Annotated in this window: 19 protein-coding genes; 16 read left to right on the top strand and 3 right to left on the bottom strand. The window is 63.6% G+C overall.

What is annotated here, in order from left to right; translation table 11 throughout:
- Positions 1-259 precede the first annotated feature (259 nt).
- From QFZ27_RS00880 to QFZ27_RS00850, 7 genes are all read left to right on the top strand, one after another.
- The gene (locus QFZ27_RS00880) at positions 260-835 is read left to right on the top strand and encodes a recombinase family protein (RefSeq protein WP_429224193.1); all 576 of its coding nucleotides are present in this window, start codon (positions 260-262) and stop codon (positions 833-835) included.
- A gap of 707 nt (positions 836-1,542) precedes the next feature.
- Complete coding sequence (locus QFZ27_RS00875; protein WP_429224192.1) at positions 1,543-2,817, top strand: hypothetical protein; 1,275 nt, start codon at positions 1,543-1,545, stop codon at positions 2,815-2,817.
- Between the two features lie 236 nt (positions 2,818-3,053).
- Entirely contained in the window at positions 3,054-3,449 is a 396-nt protein-coding gene (locus QFZ27_RS00870) for a hypothetical protein (RefSeq protein WP_429224191.1), read from the top strand.
- Positions 3,450-3,452: 3 nt separating this feature from the next.
- Positions 3,453-3,758 carry a hypothetical protein gene (locus tag QFZ27_RS00865; RefSeq protein ID WP_429224190.1) on the top strand — a complete coding sequence of 102 codons (306 nt, stop codon included), beginning with the start codon at positions 3,453-3,455 and terminating at the stop codon, positions 3,756-3,758.
- A gap of 208 nt (positions 3,759-3,966) precedes the next feature.
- Positions 3,967-4,332: a hypothetical protein gene (locus QFZ27_RS00860; protein ID WP_429224189.1), complete on the top strand. Its 366-nt coding sequence runs from the start codon at positions 3,967-3,969 to the stop codon at positions 4,330-4,332.
- Entirely contained in the window at positions 4,332-8,084 is a 3,753-nt protein-coding gene (locus QFZ27_RS00855; RefSeq protein WP_429224188.1) for a phage tail tip lysozyme, read from the top strand. The genes QFZ27_RS00860 and QFZ27_RS00855 overlap by 1 nt, the downstream gene beginning before the upstream one ends.
- 99 nt (positions 8,085-8,183) lie before the next feature.
- Positions 8,184-8,945 (top strand): hypothetical protein, encoded by a 762-nt coding sequence (locus QFZ27_RS00850; protein ID WP_429224187.1) that lies wholly within the window; start codon positions 8,184-8,186, stop codon positions 8,943-8,945.
- A 112-nt stretch (positions 8,946-9,057) separates the two neighbouring features.
- On the opposite strand, the gene QFZ27_RS00845 is transcribed toward QFZ27_RS00850, so the two are convergent.
- Positions 9,058-9,429: a hypothetical protein gene (locus tag QFZ27_RS00845; RefSeq protein WP_429224186.1), complete on the bottom strand. Its 372-nt coding sequence runs from the start codon at positions 9,427-9,429 to the stop codon at positions 9,058-9,060.
- A 286-nt stretch (positions 9,430-9,715) separates the two neighbouring features.
- On the opposite strand from QFZ27_RS00845, the gene QFZ27_RS00840 reads away from it, so the two are divergent.
- The 8 genes from QFZ27_RS00840 to QFZ27_RS00805 all read left to right on the top strand — a co-directional run bounded on the left by QFZ27_RS00840 (position 9,716) and on the right by QFZ27_RS00805 (position 14,452).
- Positions 9,716-9,928 carry a hypothetical protein gene (locus QFZ27_RS00840; protein ID WP_429224185.1) on the top strand — a complete coding sequence of 71 codons (213 nt, stop codon included), beginning with the start codon at positions 9,716-9,718 and terminating at the stop codon, positions 9,926-9,928.
- Positions 9,929-10,137: 209 nt separating this feature from the next.
- Complete coding sequence (locus QFZ27_RS00835; RefSeq protein WP_429224184.1) at positions 10,138-10,551, top strand: hypothetical protein; 414 nt, start codon at positions 10,138-10,140, stop codon at positions 10,549-10,551.
- Between the two features lie 3 nt (positions 10,552-10,554).
- Positions 10,555-10,737 carry a hypothetical protein gene (locus tag QFZ27_RS00830; RefSeq protein WP_429224183.1) on the top strand — a complete coding sequence of 61 codons (183 nt, stop codon included), beginning with the start codon at positions 10,555-10,557 and terminating at the stop codon, positions 10,735-10,737.
- A gap of 9 nt (positions 10,738-10,746) precedes the next feature.
- Complete coding sequence (locus QFZ27_RS00825) at positions 10,747-11,445, top strand: SOS response-associated peptidase (protein ID WP_429224182.1); 699 nt, start codon at positions 10,747-10,749, stop codon at positions 11,443-11,445.
- A gap of 24 nt (positions 11,446-11,469) precedes the next feature.
- A complete protein-coding gene (locus tag QFZ27_RS00820; protein ID WP_429224181.1) occupies positions 11,470-11,799 on the top strand; it encodes a hypothetical protein in 330 nt (109 codons plus the stop codon).
- A 27-nt stretch (positions 11,800-11,826) separates the two neighbouring features.
- Positions 11,827-12,063, top strand: coding sequence for a hypothetical protein (locus QFZ27_RS00815; RefSeq protein WP_429224180.1), 237 nt, complete (start codon positions 11,827-11,829; stop codon positions 12,061-12,063).
- 1,048 nt (positions 12,064-13,111) lie between these two features.
- On the top strand, positions 13,112-13,549 hold the full coding sequence (locus QFZ27_RS00810) for an excalibur calcium-binding domain-containing protein (RefSeq protein WP_429232405.1): 438 nt from the start codon (positions 13,112-13,114) through the stop codon (positions 13,547-13,549).
- A gap of 42 nt (positions 13,550-13,591) precedes the next feature.
- Complete coding sequence (locus QFZ27_RS00805; protein ID WP_429224179.1) at positions 13,592-14,452, top strand: DUF6602 domain-containing protein; 861 nt, start codon at positions 13,592-13,594, stop codon at positions 14,450-14,452.
- Between the two features lie 336 nt (positions 14,453-14,788).
- Here the strand turns inward: QFZ27_RS00805 and QFZ27_RS00800 are convergent, their stop codons facing one another.
- Positions 14,789-15,412 (bottom strand): hypothetical protein, encoded by a 624-nt coding sequence (locus QFZ27_RS00800; RefSeq protein ID WP_429224178.1) that lies wholly within the window; start codon positions 15,410-15,412, stop codon positions 14,789-14,791.
- A complete protein-coding gene (locus QFZ27_RS00795; protein WP_429224177.1) occupies positions 15,396-17,006 on the bottom strand; it encodes a DUF6538 domain-containing protein in 1,611 nt (536 codons plus the stop codon). Before QFZ27_RS00795 ends, QFZ27_RS00800 begins: the two co-directional genes overlap by 17 nt.
- Positions 17,007-17,188: 182 nt before the next feature.
- Here QFZ27_RS00795 and QFZ27_RS00790 point away from each other — a divergent pair, with 182 nt between their 5' ends.
- Positions 17,189-17,389, top strand: a complete 201-nt coding sequence (locus QFZ27_RS00790; RefSeq protein ID WP_429224176.1) for a hypothetical protein — start codon at positions 17,189-17,191, stop codon at positions 17,387-17,389.
- The last annotated feature ends 1 nt before the right edge of the window (position 17,390 follow it).

The following is a 17,390-nucleotide window of genomic DNA, read 5'->3' as shown; positions in this document are numbered from 1 at the left end:
TCCCATGCCGCAGCTTAGGACCGCATCGGGAGCCACTGCAATCCGGAGTCGACTGCCGCTCCCGCTCAACCGGCTGGGGAGTTCCAAACCCACACACTAGCCCTGACGAATTCCTCCGCCCGGTTGGCCTGGGCACCTTGTCCATAAACGACCGGTCCCGGACACCCTCATTTTCCCTGTCCAAAAACTAGTGTTGACAGGATTGTGGACATGTTCATATCTTGTGGCACGTTTTTGGACAGACTCAGGGACCGCCACGATGACCGCCCGCACCTTCGCCTATGTCCGGGTCTCGACCGTAGACCAGACCACCGACAACCAGCTCCGCGAGATTGAAGCCGCAGGCTTCCACGTCGAGCCGCATCGGGCCGTGACCGAGACCGTGTCGGGTAGCACCAGCGCATTCGAGCGGCCGGCCTTCGGCAAGCTGGTCGACAGGCTGGAGCGTGGTGATGTGCTGATCGTGACGAAGTTGGACCGGCTCGGCCGGAACGCGATGGACGTTCGGTCGACTGTGGAGCGGTTGGCCGGGCTCGGCATCAAGGTCTACTGCCTCGCTCTCGGTGGGATGGATCTGACCAGCCCGGCTGGGAAGATGACCATGCAGGTGATCAACGCCGTAGCCGAGTTCGAGCGTGATCTTCTGATTGAGCGGACGCGGGCCGGTTTGGCGCGGGTCAAGGCCGAGGGCAAGAAGACCTTGGGCCGGCCCCGTGGGTTGACCGAGACACAGCGCTCGGAGATCGCCCGGAGGCTGTCCGAGGGTGCTGCCGTCGCCGCCCTGGCCCGTGAGTTCGAGACCAGCCGACAGACGGTGATGCGGTGCAGGGGGTGAGAGAGGACGGAAGCAAGGCGCCGCCTGGGGTTCCGCGGGTGGCGCTTCCAAACCCTCCCATTCGCCCTGGGAGCGCGAGAGACCCGCTTTCGTCCATACCCACACACTGGCCACGACCGGTCGCCTGGGGGGCCGACTAGACAACCTGACGGGTACCCTGTGGATATCTCCACATTCCCGTTCTGGCTCAATGTCTTAGGTCGGCAGATGTTTCCAAACACCTCCATTAGATGTGACGGCGCAGTGTTCGGTCGGTCCTGGAGCGCTGACGAAGCATGCCCGCCACCTCCGCCGCCAAGATCGTTGCGATCTCGAAATGATGCCTTCGTGTGCCGGGCTGACCTAGACTCTTTTTCGCAGGATCGGAGATCCGGTCCCCTTCCCCACCTGTCAAGCGCCACTTGACACATCCCCCAAACGCCCCCAGCCGCTCGTTCGGCTGCCCTTCAACCCCCAATGACCATTGGCCGCCAAGCCCTTCGGGGCCAGAAAGGAGCCCGATCATGCCCCGTAGGCGCGCGCCGACCACTCCAGAAGACCTCGCTCTCTGGCGCGATCACGGCATCCGCGTGAGACACCTAAGCCCGGCCGAACACGCCGCCCTGCACCGCGCAGTACCGAAGCCCAAGCCCAAGCCTCTGGCCGCTCCTCTGGAGACGGTGAACGCGCGCCTTAAGGCCCGGCCTTTCGAGCCGCACAGGGAGCCCATGACGCCGACCGCATGTGACCTTGTCGCTGTCGTCTTCGCCCTGGTGGAGGAGCATGAGCAAAGGCTTGGCGTGCGCTGCCGGAAGCGGCGTCCCGCTGATGCAGCCTCGTTCAAGGCCACGGTCACCGCCTTGGTCAGCGACCTAGTGCACCAATTGCTATCCGACCCGGATGGAACGCTCACCGTGCCCCGGAGAAAGGGCCAGCTTGGCGAGAGGAAGAACAGGTATGATGCTTGGTTCCTCGGCGAGACGTTCCCTCGCACCCTCGACCAGATGGGAGATGCCGGCTTCCTGATCCAGCACAAGGGCGCCTGGCACTACGGGACCTTCGGTCGGCAATCGTTCAAGACGGTGATTGAGGCGGGGCCGGCATTGGTCGCGACCATTGGCCAGTATCCAGACCTCACCACAGCGGATTTCGCCCTCGGCGAGGGCCGGGAGACCATCGTCCTGAAGTGGTCGAACAACCACCCCGACGCGCGCCTTAGAGGCCGGAAGGTGGACTATGACGACACCCCGGAGACCATCCGAATGCGGGGCGAGATGACCACGCTGAATGACTGGTGGGCGGGGGCCGACCTGTCCCTCTCCCCCGGCCACAGTCCAGAAGCTCCCGTGAACCTTTCTCGACGGACCATGAGCCGCATCTTCAGCGCCGCCGATCCGACCTTCGGGCTGGGCGGCCGGTTGTACCATTCCTTCTGGATCATCATGCCCACGGAGGACCGCGCCGCGCTGTTGATTGGCAGAGAGCCGGTAGTCAGCCTCGACTTCGGCTCCGCCTTCCTTCGCATGGCCTATGGAAGGGCTGGCGAACCGGTTCCTGCGGGGGACCTCTACGCCGTGGGCAAGCTGGCCGAGTGGCCCAGGGACATCGTCAAGCCGGTGGCAAACGCCATGCTGGATGATCGGACCAAGATTGACGATCCCGGCGCCGTCTCTGGCCTCCGACGCTGGCCGAGCGATATCCAGGCCCGGCTCAAAGAGGAGTGGCCTGCCCACCCTGGGTTGGCTGTGGTTCGAGCCGTGATTGAGCGGGAACACGCCCCGATCCGGAGCATGTTCTACCGAGGCGTCGGGATGGAGTTCCAGGCCCTGGAGAGCCGGATCATTGTCGCTGTGCTGCTGGCCCTCCGCTCCATGGGAGTAGTCGGCCTACCGGTCCACGATTGCATCATCGTGCCCAAGAAGCATGAGGCCGCCGCCAAGGAGCTGATGATGATTGAGTTCCGCAAGGTAGCGAAGGCTGAGGCCGAAGTCCGGCGGGCCTGACCACCTCACTCCTTATCCTTCTCTCTCTTTCAGATGACCATGACCTCGGGCCTCGCTCCGCTACCGGGCGGGGGGGCCATTAGGGGGGTCATAAAAAAGCTAGGCAATCTGCGGGCTTCCGCCTGCACCTGCCCGTCGCGAGGCCCGGTATTCTGTTACCGAAGGCGCAAGCGGCACCTCGACCATCCTCCCACAACCACCGAAACGGGCCCCGAACGGGCGCCGAAGGAGAACTCATGCCGACCCCGAACAAGCTGCTGCCCGCCGCCGTGCCCGCCACCACGCGAGCGGAGATCTCTGTCAGCCGGAACAATCCCAAGCTGAACGTCCCTGTCGAGATCAAGCTTGATGGTGGCAGCGATGCCGAGCGCATGGCCGGCAATCGCACCCGCCAGCCGACCGCCTTCATGGTCCGCTCGGTGACCACCAAGCGATGGCTGCGGGTCTTCAAGGCCCCCACCAAGGACGGCCGAGAGTGGCTGTATGTCGGCCGGCTCGGCGACCGGAGGCAGCGACCGAACACGATCCTGATCTTCGCCGATGGCAGCACCCTCCCGCTAGGGGCCCTTGGTGGCCACGCCGCGCCGACCATCAACGATCTGCCCATGAGGGATGAGGACGAGGAGGTCTAACCCATGACCCTACCCCTGAAATGGTCCCGTCCCTTCCACGTCCTCATGGCAACCAAGCCCACCGCCGCGCCCGTTGTCGGGACTGGCACGGTCTCCCGCAAGGTGCCCCTGCCGGGTGGCGTGACGATGAACCTCACCGCCACTGCCGAGGCCCTGGCCGATCGCACCCACGGTTCCGGGTCGCGCTTCTCGTGGGAGTTCGACAGCCGGCCGATGCCTGGCCCCGAGACCGAGGACGGAGCCTTCTACGATGCATGGGAAGCGGCACTCGGGGAGGCGGCGGACGCGGCCCTCCAAGCTGCTCGTTAGGGACCATCCTCCGCCCCTTCGGCGAATGCCTCTACGGCTTCGTCACGAGTCGCTAGAGCCCTTCTTCGCGCTGCCGGCTACCACGTAGCCCAACCCCACCAACGGCCTTCTAGCGCCTCCTGAGAGTCGCTGAGAGGGCATCGCCCTGAACCCGCCCGCCCGGTCGCCCCGCGGCGGGCTTTCCATGTCCACATCGGAGAACCCGAACATGACCATCAAGCACGAAGCGGATCGGCCGCGAGTGGCCTACGCCATCCTCGCGAACGCCGTGGTCGTCAACGATCACATCATCCCCGGCCTCGCCCCGAGCGAGACCCCGGAATGGCTCCCGGAGGCCCTGTATCGGCGCTTGGAGGAATTCCACGCCAAAGGCGGCGAGGCGGCCGACCTCGACCTGCACGAACTCGGCGTTCGTCGCGATCCCGGCCCGCTCATGGCCTTCCGCATCGAGTGGCGGGGCCTGCCGATTGAGGGCTTGGCCGAGCCGCACCTCATCCCCCTGTCCCGGATCACCTTCGCATCCCTGATGGAAGCGGCGGGGGTCACCGTCAATCTTCTGGAGGATCGCGCCTGATGGCGGCTTCGAACGAGAGGGCCCAAGCGGGCCTCGCCTACTTCCGCGCTCGTGGCTACTCCGATGCCGGCGCCGCTGCCATCGTCGGGAATGGCCTCCAGGAGTCGGGCCTCAACCCGGAAGCCATCCACGACAACGGCACGGGCTTGGGCGCCTTCGGGTGGCGCGATCCGTCCCCCGGTCAGGGTCGCAAGACTGCCCTGGCACAGTTCGCCGCCGACCGCGGCAAGCCGGCGACAGACTTCCTAACCCAACTCGCCTTCGTGGATCACGAACTCCAGACCTCCGAGAAGGCCATCGGCGACCAGCTCCGCACGGCAACTTCGCTGGAGGATGCCACGGATGCGATGATTTCGTTTGAGCGCCCCCGAGGATGGACCACTGAGAACCCACGCGGCGGCGACGGGTGGCAAAACCGCCTGAACTACGCCCGTCAGGTGCTCGGCGGGGAGGCCCCAAGTCTCCCTGGCTTCCCTGACATGGGGGGCGCGGTCGATCCCGCTCCGGTCTCGATGCTGGAGAAATTTCAGGCAGCGAAGGCGGCGGAGGCTGAAGACTCCAAAGCCCCCGGCTTCTTCAAGTTGTTTACCGAAAGCTGGCAGCACGACACCCTGGGCGGGCTGATGTTCAGCGCCGATCCCGAGTTCGCCCCCGATCCGGACTTCCGATTGACCGAGAAATATTTGAAGGACGCTTCGGAGCAATATCGCCTCCCCCCGGAGTACCTTCAGGGCCTCGCGGCGGCGACCTCCGAAGATCACGCCGAGTACCTCCTCAGGAAGGCCAGAGAGGAGGCCGACAAGGACGAGATGATGGCCCAGGCCGGCCTTCGGGGTGTGGGAGCAAGTCTCCTTGCCCAGATCCTTGACCCGCCGTCCTTGGCGGCTGCCATCGTCTCGGGAGGGATTGCCGGGATCGCGGTGAAGGCGGCATCAGTTGGCCGAGTCGGCGCCGCTGCCTTATTCGGTGGTGTGGAGGCGGCAACCGCTGGCGGGACACAGGCCATCGTTGAGGCGCAGAAAGCCAACCCGGATGACATGGCCCCGCTCTACGCGGCGGGAGCCGGTCTTGTCCTCGGGGCGGGCTTCGGCGCTCTGAGCAGGGCGCCCGCTACCGTCTCGGAAACGGCCTCGCTGGTGCGCATTGGGCGATCCCTGATGGACACCACCGGCCTCGTCCAGCCTCGGCAAGCATTGCAGGGAACGGCCCCTGCTGCTGGCGATGCGGCATCTCTCGGCGCCATGCGGGCCTCTCCTCGGGAAGCCCTTCGGCTGGACGTGGGCGACATGGTCCGGCTCACCGAGGAGCAGGCCCCCCGGAGCGGCGTGAATGGAGCATGGCGGTATGACGCCGTGGGCCAGCTCAAGCGTTCGGAGAACCCCGTGGCGCGCGCTCTGGGCATCCTCGGGGAAGATGCAGTCGGAAATGCGGACAAGCGCATCGCCACCGTGTTCGGCGCCACGGAAGAACAGGCCCTCATCCACCACCGCATGGAAACCCAGGTGGCCCGGCAGGTGGCCCCTGCGCTCAACGAATGGGCCACCGCTCGGGGCCTGAATTGGTTCCAGCGACAGGCCCGAGCCGGCGAGTTCGGGGAGGACGTGGCCCGGTTCATCCGCAGCACCGATCCGACCGAGACGTTCGACCCCGCCGTGGTCAAGGCGGGCCAGGCGTACCGGGATGCCTTCGAGAAATACCGGGAGATGCTGGCAAACCCAGGGCTCCGGGACGGGACCGTTAGGCGCCCCGTTGCGGGCTTTGAGGAGAGCGTTCCGAACCCGAGCTACCTGCCCCGCGTGTTCAACTACGCCAACATCAACGCGGCGCTGGAGCGGTACGGCAACGCCCAGCTTTCCCGTCTCGTCGCCCAGGCCGTGAAGGAGGCACAGCCGGACATCGCGGCAGAGATCGCGGACAAGCTGGGTAAGGGATACGTCCGCGTAATCCAGGGCAACCGGGCGGGCCTGTCACAGTCGCTTCAGCGGGCCTTCAGTGGCGACGATATGGACCTCTTGCGGGAAACCCTTCTCCGGGCCGATGGAGTGGACATGCAGCCCGAAGAGGTGGACAGCCTCATCGGCTTCCTGACCAAGAAGGGCGACGGGGCGCCCCGCCGGGGCAAGGAGCGGGTGCTCCTGAACGAGCATGCCGCCATCACGGCAGAGAACCGCTTGACCGGTAGCATGGATACGCTCCGGTTCACCGACCTCCTGGTGAATGACCCGCACCAGCTCTTCACGGCCTACAGCCGGGAGATGTCCGGCCGCCTGGCCCTGGCCCGGCTTCAGATCACCGATCCGGAGACCGGTGGGGCCATCCTCAACGGCATCGTCAAGGATGCCGAGTTCGAGACCTGGATAGAGCGGCTGAAGGCCACGGGGGAGTTCGTCGGGCAAAAGCTGGACGACATGAACCGGGACGAGGCGAACCTCCGCTACCTCTATCGGGCCATCGTCGGCGCCCCTGATCCGAGCGATATGGGGCCGTGGAGTCGACACCTCCGCCGGCTCCAGGACTTCAACTTCACCCGCCTCATGGGACAGGTGGGGTTCGCCCAGGTGGCCGAGGTCGGGAACATCATCGGCCAGCTCGGGTGGAAGGCGTCGATCAGCGGCATGGGTACGCTCCGAACCTTCGTTCGGGATGCCCGAACGGGGAAGCTGGAGGACAGCCTCGCCGAGGAGATGGAGGCCGTTCTCGGGATCGGATCGGACAATCTCAGGGGCGCCTATGCGAGCCGCTGGGATGACCTTGGCGAGGCGGCATGGGGCCGGGTTGAGATGGACGGCGGTTCCCGTGCCGGGCTGATGGTGGACAACGCCCTCCAGTACGGCAAACGGGTCACCTCCCATATCTCGGGCATGGCCGCGATCAACACGGCCCTGCATCGGTGGACCGTCCGGGGCATCGCGCACAAGTTCGCTCGGCTGGCCCAGGAACCCACCGAAGCGAACCTAGCGCGCCTCCGAACGCTCGGCATGGGGGAGGAGATGCTTAGCCGGGTGCTGGCCGAGATCCGGGCCAACGCCACCAAGGCAACGGGGGAACTTGCCACCATCACCCGGCTCAATCTCGACAAGTGGACGGACGTGGAGGCCCGCGCCGCCTTTGAGAACACGGCCTTCAGGTGGGCTCGGCGGATCATTCAAGAGAACGATCCGGGGGCCATGCATCGGTGGTCCAGCAACCGTCTATGGAAGGTGCTGTTCCAGTTCCGCACCTTCATGTTGGGCGCGTGGACCAAACAGACCCTCGCATCCGTGCATCTCCGGGACCGTGAGGCCGTCTCGGCGTTCCTCCTGACCAACTTCCTTGCGGGGCTGGTCTATGTCACCAAGACGAACCTCCAGGCGGCGGGTAGGGGCGACCGGGAGGAGTTCCTTGAACGCCGCCTCACCCCGGAGAACGTCGCCCTGGCCGCGTTCCAGAACGGCGGGGCCTCCTCTATCATTCCCATGCTGATGGACAGCGCGCTCACGCTCGGCGGGCAGGCTCCGGTATTCGACTTCCGCAACACGGGTCTCCCGTCCAACTTCCTGTTCGGCAACCCGACCATGAGCCTGCTGGACGATGCGTCCAAGGCCGGCGGCGGGTGGATCAATCCAATCCTCCACGGCCGGCAGATGTCGCAGCAGGAGGCCCGCAACCTCGCCCGGATGGTGCCCTTCTCCACGGCAATGCCGATGGTGTGGGCGCTGAACGGGATGACGCGCGACTTGCCGGAATTCGCGCCCCGTAACGAGGGCCGTTAAGCGCATCTGTCAAGTGCACTTGACGCATCCGACCACCACCACCAGCCCGCCCGGCTCATCCCCGAGGCGGGCTTCTTCGTTTCCAACAGAAGGATCACCATGACCAAGACCGCTAAGAAGCGTGGGCGGCCCCGCACCATGCTCCGCCCGCCGGCCTTTGCCCTCGACGACTACGGCAACCCCATCGCCATCGTTTCTCTAGCGAAGGGAGGGGGAACCTGCACTGTAGATCGTGCCGATTGGGATGCGCTCCTCGCCCGTGGCGTCTCCCCGAACTGGTACCTAGGGACCAGCGGCGTCGGCTTGAACCGGAAGCCCGCCATCCGCACCACCCACCGCGGGAAGATCGTCCAGGTCGCCCGCCTGATCTTGGAGGCCACGCCGAACCACCGGTTGGTATACCGGACCTCGGATCGAACGGACCTCCGCCGGGTGAACATCGGCTTGAAGAAGGTCAGCGCCAGGGGCGAAGGCGACGCCGCTACGGGGGTGATGAGAAAGACCACCTGGGTCTCGCTGGCCAAGGTCAGGGGACCGACAAAAGCCCAGTTGGCAGCCGAGAGAAAGGCCGCTGACAATGCCGCCCACGCCGCGTACCAAGCCGCCGGCGCCGAGCGTTATGCCCGCTGGATGGCCTGGATCGAGAGTCAGGTGGCCACCGGCCGGGACCGGCAGGAGGTGACGACCGAGGCCCAGGAGCAGGCGAGGGCCGAACGGCGCGAATATTGTGCACAGCACGGGCTCGATCCGACCACCGGACGGTACCCGAGGGAGCCCAGGAAGGGCCACAAGGCCGCACTACCGGTGATCCAGCAACGCGTGACTATCGACCCGTCCAGCCCCCCGTCTACGGTCGCCTAACGCTTGCCTGTCGGGCTCGGTGCCGTCGCGAGCGGCGGTACAGGTCTCAAGCTCCACCGGTTCCGCTCGACCCCCTTTTATTCCGTTCGGAGCCCGTCCGCAGCGATCCTGCTTAGCGGAGGCCCATCCCCCGGTAGACGTTGCCTATCGAGGTCGCCGCGACCATCCAGGACTTGAAGACGGCACCCGGCGTGAACTCGTCACCCATCACCGACCCGATAAACGAGGCGTACCCGGCCTTCTGGCGGCCGAAGAACCCCCGACCGGCATTCACCTTCACGAACACGAAATCTCGTTGAAGCTGCAACGGGGAGCTCAGTGCTATGACGCCTTCCGAAACAACCTCTTCAAAGTTATTCACATATACGGGATGCAAGGCGAGGTCGCGACCTTTGGATCTTCCGTTCTCCATCGCCTCGATCAGTATCTTTACTTCAAAAGCTGTGAACGGCAGGCGAGAGGTAGTGCCGATAATGTGGCCCATCTTTACGAACAATCGATCACCTCAATGCGTATTTGGCCGACACCATCGCCGACCTTAATCGAGATATGATGCCGGCTTCGCCAGTCCCTTGCCAACGGAAAATCCCCACCCCTGATCCACTTCGTACCGGTCCCTTCGGTGGCCGGAGCGTGCCCGCGTTGCCGTTCCAGTGACCTTGCCGGCGCCCCACGCGCCGCAGCGGGACTATCGGGCTTAACGAACCGAAAGCGTCAATGCACGTGTTGATGCCAGGGAAGGCGGCGGAAAGGCTGCCCGGAGGCTCGCCATGGCACGCGGGATCGACGCATCCGATTGGACTGCACGCTGGGATCGCCGTGCGGGCGGGAGCTTGTCCTATGGCTCGCTGCGGGGCCGGTTCTGGATCACCCCTGAGGGCGCCCTTGAAATCGTCTGGCTGGTAGAACCCGAGCCGGGGCCGCGCCACGCCAAAATGATCCGGGCTGCCGAGCTGGCGGCTGCGAAGGCCGCGGGGATATAGCCTGGGCTGTCTGAGATCGAGCCCGTGGAGGCACCGTAGGGACTCGGCAGATTTCCAGGGCTGATCCCGCCATCACCGACAGATGCCTCTAGATGTTGGGGATGGGCCAGCGGCGGGCCATCAATATCCAGCATTTTACCAATCGACTCGACTCCGCATGCCTCCAGGACTAGAACGGAGAGAGAACATGACGTGATCGAGGAACGAACATGGACGCTCTTCCCTCGGTGGTCGCCAACGCTTTGCGAGGCAGAGCACTTGGCCCTGCGGCCCGGAGCATCGGGCTCGAATGCCTGAAGTTGATGGGTGACCGACTGCTGCGCGCGAGGGGGCAGGATCGGGAGGGCGACATAGACCCGGCCTGTGCGATGCCGCTCGGCGCCAATGAGCGCGCTGCCTTCTGGCAAGCGGCCCGATGGATTAACGAGGGCATCGCTGGCCGCGAGCCCGCCAAGCTGACGGACGCCTTGGCCGAGCTTCAGAAGGTTGCCCGCGACGGTAGCTTGCCGGTCGACACTGCGGCGTTCCCTGCGGAGGCCTTGAGCTGCACCGATGAGGAGCTTTGGGACGAGGTTCGGACCTTCTGCGAGGTCTTCGGCGCGCGTCTTCCGGTGGGGAAATGAACGATGCCCCGCGATCTCGAAACCAAGCTGGTCGATGTCGAGATTGAAGACGCCATCACCCGCAATGAGCTGCGATGGCGCGGCCTAGAACTGGGCCTTCGCGAGGACGAAATCGCCTCTCTGCTCGCCAAAGGCCTTGCCGTTGCTGAGCTGCATCTCCGGGCGCTGAGCATCGACCCAGAATAGGAGGCCGCTATGTGCGGCGAGAACACCAATAGGCTGAGCTACCCCGACATCCATGCGCTCTACCGACTGACCGCTGAAGCTGGCCAGGGGAAGGGCAAGCGAGAGCCCGAGGACAATCAGCCGGGAGATCGCGGGATCGTCATCCGCTTCCACGCTGATACCGGCAAGCGTTATGCCGATCTGCTGCAATGGGGCCTGATCCCCCGCTGGGCCAAAGATCCTTCGATCGGGGCCAAGCTGTACAATGCCAGGGCCGAGACCCTGCACCAGAAGCCGTCCTTCAGGGACGCATTCGCTCGCCGCCGCTGCATCGTGCCGGCCAGCGAGTTCATTGAGCGCAAGACCATCGGAAAGCCGCGCGGCCGGAAGTATGCCTTCGGCAGGGCAGACGGCTCGCACCTTGCCCTGGCCGGCCTGTGGGAGGGCTGGCGAGACCCCAGCACAGGGCAGTGGATCAAGACCTATACGGTGATCACCACCGACGCCAATGCCATCGTGGCGGAGGTCCACCACCGCATGCCGGTGATCCTTGATCCCGACCAGTGGCCGGTGTGGCTCGGCGAAGTCGAGAGCACCGAGGCCGAGCGCTTGGCGATGCTGAAGCCCTATCCGACCGATCTGATGGCGAGCTGGCCGGTGGGCGGCGCCCGGCCTGTCCATGAAGCCGAGCCCGAAGCGGCCGACCTGTTCTCAATCGCGGCGGAATGAGCCGCACCCTGCGAGGAGAATGCAATGTCCATGCTGAACACCGCCGCCCCGGTCGCGGCCGACATAGTTGAATTCGAGGCTGCAACCCGGAAGGCTTTGAAGGCCATGCGGAGCGGCGACCCTCAGCGGATGTGCGACGCTTTCCTCCGTTACATGGATATCTCCATCAGGATGGCGGCGAAGCCCTACGAGCAGATCGTGGCCGACGCCAGACTGATCGAGCGGCGCGGCCGGATCGACCTAGACGACCACAAGCGGATCAATGCGGCCCTATACGCATTCTGCGGCGAGGTCGAGCCTACCGCACAAGCGAGGGGCATCCCCGTGGTTGCGAGCGCCGCCCCACTGCACTGATCGGCTCCACTCGCCAGGCATCTCCCCATGAAGCACCGTCGCGGCCCCTTCAGCGAAGACCTACGGGCAGCCCTCAACCCCAACTCCAGCGGCCCGCATCTCCTTGCCGAGGCCATGAAGGCGCGCCGCGAGGAGGTCATATGGGGCGCCAGAGAGCTGGGCATGGACGATGACGAGATCACCGCGGTCCTCAGGGACGGGATCGAGGCCGCGGAAGGGCGCATCTTCGGTGACGCGGGAAAGGGGCGCCAACGCCCCAGGTGAGGGACCGTGTTCAGAACAACTGGGAAATCGGGATGCGGCTGTCCGATGTCTCGTCCCTGACCGGCATCGTGGCGAAGTGCGGGAGGTGCAACCGGCGGCGGGAGCTGGACCGGAAGCGGCTCATGAAGCGCTTCGGCCAGGACGCCCGGCTGTTCAGGATCGAGATGGCGCTGAGGTGCACCGGGTGTGGGTCTGAGGTGGCCTGTAGGATTGAACTGAGGGCGCCTAGAAGGGATTGATTATTAAGACACCGGCATCAGCGCACCCGAAATGCGATTATCTGCCAGCCATCAGCTTTTCCAGAAGGAAGAGATTAGAGAATTTTCCTCTAGTCTGATGGAGATCGATTGACAAATTTATGACCAGAAGAGAGTCCTTGCTGAGGCTAAACTTAGTATAATATGCGATCTGGTCAGCAAGTTTTTCAGTTGTCTCATAACTCTGAAGTACGTACAGTGAAGTTAATTCAGTCCACATTTCGCCTCCGACAGACAGAGAATTTATTTTCTCATATACACTTGTCCGGCGATCCGAATAGGTCTCGTCGTATTCTATGAGAACTGAGACGGCGAATATCGACATATTCAGTACTCCAATATGCGATTTGTATATAATGAGTTTGTACAGCAATCGACGCGATCAGGCAACCATGAGGCAAACCGGCAGCACGGCTCCGTGGCCGAAGAGTTGCGCTTCGGCCCTTCCCCCGTGGGATAGGACCGAGTACTCTTGAAGGCGATTTTATATACCTTTTCGGATCACCTCATTGGCCAAGGCCAAACCCGGAGCCCTCTTTCTCGGGCTCATCGTCCTCGTCGCCCTGGGCAAATGCATCGGGGACCGTCCCTCCACGCCCCAGTACGTGACCTATGCGACTGCCCCAGCGGCTCCCTCGCTGCCCACCCCGCCAACCCTGACGCCGAGCGCCCGCCTCGATCCATCTCGCCCCACCATCATCCCCCCGGCGTCCCCTGCATCCACCCGTAAAGTGGACTTGACACGTTCCCTCACGCCCTCGCCCAGGAAGGTCACGGCCCAATCCCTGAACATGCGGAAAGGGCCTGGCACCGGCTATGACCGCCACGGCGACCCGCTCCCTCGGGGGACCATCGTGATGCACACAGGGGACGCCCAGGAGGTCGACGGGGAGACCTGGATGGAGGTGTCCTATCAGGGGCGCCTTGGGTGGGTCAGCGGGCGCTTCCTGGGGCCGGTGGACACGGTAGAGGCGCCGCCCGCCACGCCGACACCCAGGGCAGCCCCCACGGCCCGCCCAGCGACGCTGTTTGAGGCGCCGCAGGCCGAGGCCCCGGCCGCGCCCGCAAGGCAGAGCCGGAAGGTGAACTCAGGGTTCACCTGTGGGGGCAAAAGCACGTGCGGCCAGATGAACTCGTGCGCCGAGGCGAACTTCTATCTGAACCAATGTGGGCTCTACAGGCTCGACAGGGATCGGGATGGGTACCCCTGTGAGAGCGGGCCGTGTTGATCAAGGAGAACGACTTACAATTCTCCTCATAACCGACACGAATTGCGGCAATTCTTCTATGATGCCGATTTTATGAATGCGGAGGGTCACTTGCTAAAGTCACACCTGGACGCTGTGGAGAGGCAACTGCTTGCAACGTCTCAGATACCCGCCAACTCCGGACATACGTTGCATAGAGGAACGCCACGCGAGGCTTTTATCAAGCAATTCTTAACCGGTCATCTTAGCGCGAAGCTCGCCGTGGGGACCGGTGAAATAATTGATGCAAATTCCACCCCGCGGCAACAACGCAATCAGTTCGATATAGTCGTTTATAATTCAGAGTATCCAAAAATCGATTTCGGAGGCGGAATATCAGCATTTCTAGCGGAGTCCGTCATTGCCATAATAGAGGTAAAATCCCTTCTAACAGCCGCGGAGATCGACACTGCGACCAAGAGTGCGGCGAGGGCAAAACGTCTCCAGAGAAACTTACTATCAAGCTTCAGTATGGGTTGGGTGCCGCCGGGCATCATTTCGATACTGGTTTCTTACAATGGGCCAGCTCAGATTTCGACTGTGCAAAGCTGGTTGCTGGCAGCAGAAGCGGCCCAAGGGCTCAATCGCGCACTTCTTCCGCCGACAAGGGATGAGCGATCACGTATCATGTGCGAGAGCATCGACGCAGTGATATGTCTGGGCATGGGAACAATAGTATTCGATGTGTTTCCTATATCTTTCGTAACTGATGAAGGCCGAGCTACATATCCGCAGAGCAAGAGGATGACAACGCAATCCCCAGAAGGTAACTTGCTATGGCTGTTTCTTTTGCTCACGCAGGCTGCATCCAATGTTTCTGCGCAGTGGCCGAATTTGGCCGCGTATCTCCAGAATACTCCGATGCAAGGCAAGTTCGTGCCTTAGCAGGTCGCTCAGGAACCATGGCCCGGCCCAGCCAGTCCGCCAGCACGGACACCGAGAAGCCGAGGCCGTAACCGGCATTCCGGCCGCGCGGGTGATGCAAGGGTTGAACCTATTGCCGCTGTCCCTGCTCCTGCAACAGCTCCTCGCACCTAGAGGCCACCGCGAGCCACACCAAACGGCCCTCTTCGGCAAACCTCTCGGCCCTCTTGCGGGCCTCCTCGGGCGCCCTTTCGCCGTGCTGCTTCACGAGCGCCTGAGCGGTACGCCATAGGTCCAGTTCGGAGGGGAGGGCCATCGAGAGTAGGTTGGTGTTGGTGGTGGTGCTATACACCGCGGTCAGCTTCGGGAGCGGCGAGCCAAGTCCTTCATCCTCTGGGGCCATCGCTTCCACAATGAAGGCTGTTCGCCATCGTAGGGATCGAATAGCGGCGGCATCCTCTGCTTGTTGAGGGCGGCAATTAAACGCTCAGTTGCATTATCTAGATAGTCCTTTGCCTCGCTCCGGGCCATGGGGGTCGGGAAATCCTGCCGGCCACTCCGGGCTTTCGCTGCATCTTCCGCGTGGCGGAGGAACACAGCCCGCGCGTTCCAAGCCTTCTGGTCCACCCAGATCGGATGGTCAGATCGCTCGATCCTCGACATATGGGCGGCAATTTCTCCCATATCCACAGTTCCATATGACAAGAGGTTGTCGTGAATAAGTCGCGCATTTAGAACGAGCTGGACTAATCTCTGATCCACAGATTTGGCCTTGCGAGAGGAGAGTGCTCCAATTCTGCGACCTGCTTCAAAGCACAAAGCGGACAAGGCCAGCACCATTAGAGGAACCAGTATTGATCGCGCGGGGACATACTTTGCGAGATTGCCTAACAGATCATCGGGTGAGACCGTAGCCATCAACGTGATTGTCGCAATCGCCAGGGAGGCAATCGATATCACAATGCTAAAGGTGTTTTTCATTGCCCCTCCGGAGCCCTTCAAGGTCCAGCTTCGGGTACACGATCTTCTCCACGACGCGGTCTCGCACCTGAGGCAGGGTCAGGCCCAGGCTGTAAACGCTGTAACTCATCGACAGCTTCTCGTGGCCGAGGGCCTGCACCGCGTCACTCTCGGCCACCTGAGCGCGCTCCAGGGCCGTCCCGACACACTTCCGGAAGCTGTGGAAGGCCAGGCGGTCCTTCCCCGTGGCTGGATCAATCTGGCTGATCCCGAGCCGGTGGGTGAGGGCGGAGAACCGCTTGACGTAGTAGTGGCTGCGCTTCCCGTCGAGGCCGCCCGGCTTCAACTCGGGGAAGATCGGCCCGGCCTTCGGCAGATCGTCCATCAGGCCGAGACCGATAAGGGCCGAATGGATGGGGACCTTCCGGATGCCCGCAACGGTCTTCGCCGCGGTGATGTCGAAGAACGGTACGCCGTCCTCCTCCAAGACCTCCTCCCGGTCCAGCGCGCATATCTCCTCGACCCGCATTCCGGAGAAGAGGGCGATACGAGGCACCCACCAAAAGGCCCTTCGGTACGGCGTCCGGCGCAGCTCATTGGTGCCCTTGAAGATCGCATTGAGCTGATCGACCGAGAAGGGCAGGTAGCCCGTTTGCCGACTGCTCGCGGTCTTCTTCCACAGGCCATCGAGGGGGTTCTTCCCCTTCACGCCGCCACGCTTCTCCGCCCACTCCCACGCGGCCGAAAGGTCGCCGATGTAACGGTTGAGGGTGCGGTTCGAGAGGCCCCGCTCCTGGCCCCCGAAGAGCGCCCTCAGCTCCTCGAAGGTGCGCTTCTTGGTCTCCGGAGAGCGGCCCCAGGTGGGGGAGAAGCTTCCGATGATATCCAGGAACTCGGCGGCATCGGCGCCCTTGAGTTCCCCGAAGGGACGCTCTTTCCAGAACCCGCCGAAGAGCCGATAGACGGCCTCCGCCTGGGCGAGGGTCTGTTCGGTGGGGCGCTCGGCAGGATCGCGCTTCCGGTCCCTCAGATAGCCAGCGGATGCCTCCTGAAAGCTCATCCGGAATTCCGGCGGGGTCTCCGTCCGGCGCCCCGAAAGTTCGCTCATACGGGAAGTCAGCGCGGCTAACCTGGCGCTCTCCTGGGGAGTGAAGTTCGCCGGGATACCCTCAAACTCCTCCCGATCCAGCCGCTCGCGGAACTCTTCCGCCTCCAGCTCCAGCCCGATGGCGCTCGGGTCTTCATCGTCTGGGCCGCCCGCGTGGTCGGGCGACTCGGGAAACGCGCCCCGTGCCCATTCGAGGGTCTGGCGGTAGACCTCGCGGGGATCGCGGCTGTCCGGCTCTGCGCCGGCCTCGACCCGGAGTTGCTGAAACTTGGCTGTCCATGCCGTCGCCATCGCCCACCGCTCGGCTTTGGCGCGGGTGAGGTCGCGGGTGTTCATCGCCTGAACGATGGTCGGCCGCTTCAAGATGGGCCGAAGATCCCTCGGCACGGCCATCCTAAAGTACCAAGAATGGCCTCTTTTCAGGAGGTATCGGAGGTCGCTCAAACGCTTCGCCTCGGTGGGCTGATGATACAGGTTGATGATACAGGTTGCTATTGCATAGGCCATTGAAATGCAATAAGAATGAGCGTGTTGAAGGGGTTGAGAGTCGGCTGTCTGCGTATCCTAGCGCCCCAGCCAGCCTCCTTCCTTCCGATCCGAAGCATACGCCGTCCGCGACGTTTGCGCCTGTCCCCGTCCGCTGCGGAACCGATGGGGCAGCTGCATCGTTTCTGGACCAGGAGGTACGGATGATGCTCGCGGTTCTCATCGGTGGTCTCGCGCTTGCCCTGTTCTACGGCCTCGCCCTGTGCCGTGCCGCCCGGCAGGAGGACGACATGGAGCGGCCGACCCAGATCTCGCATCGCTGGGTGGCCCAGCCGCCCCGCTGGACAGTGTGGGCGCCGACCCGGCAGACGGCCGTCATCCGCCTGCCACGCCGCCACCGCTGAT

This window comes from Inquilinus ginsengisoli (assembly GCF_050434925.1).
In the GTDB taxonomy this organism is placed as follows: Bacteria; Pseudomonadota; Alphaproteobacteria; order DSM-16000; family Inquilinaceae; genus Inquilinus; species Inquilinus ginsengisoli_B.
Note: the sequence above shows the minus strand (reverse complement) of the source record. Positions and strands in the feature narration are given on the sequence as shown.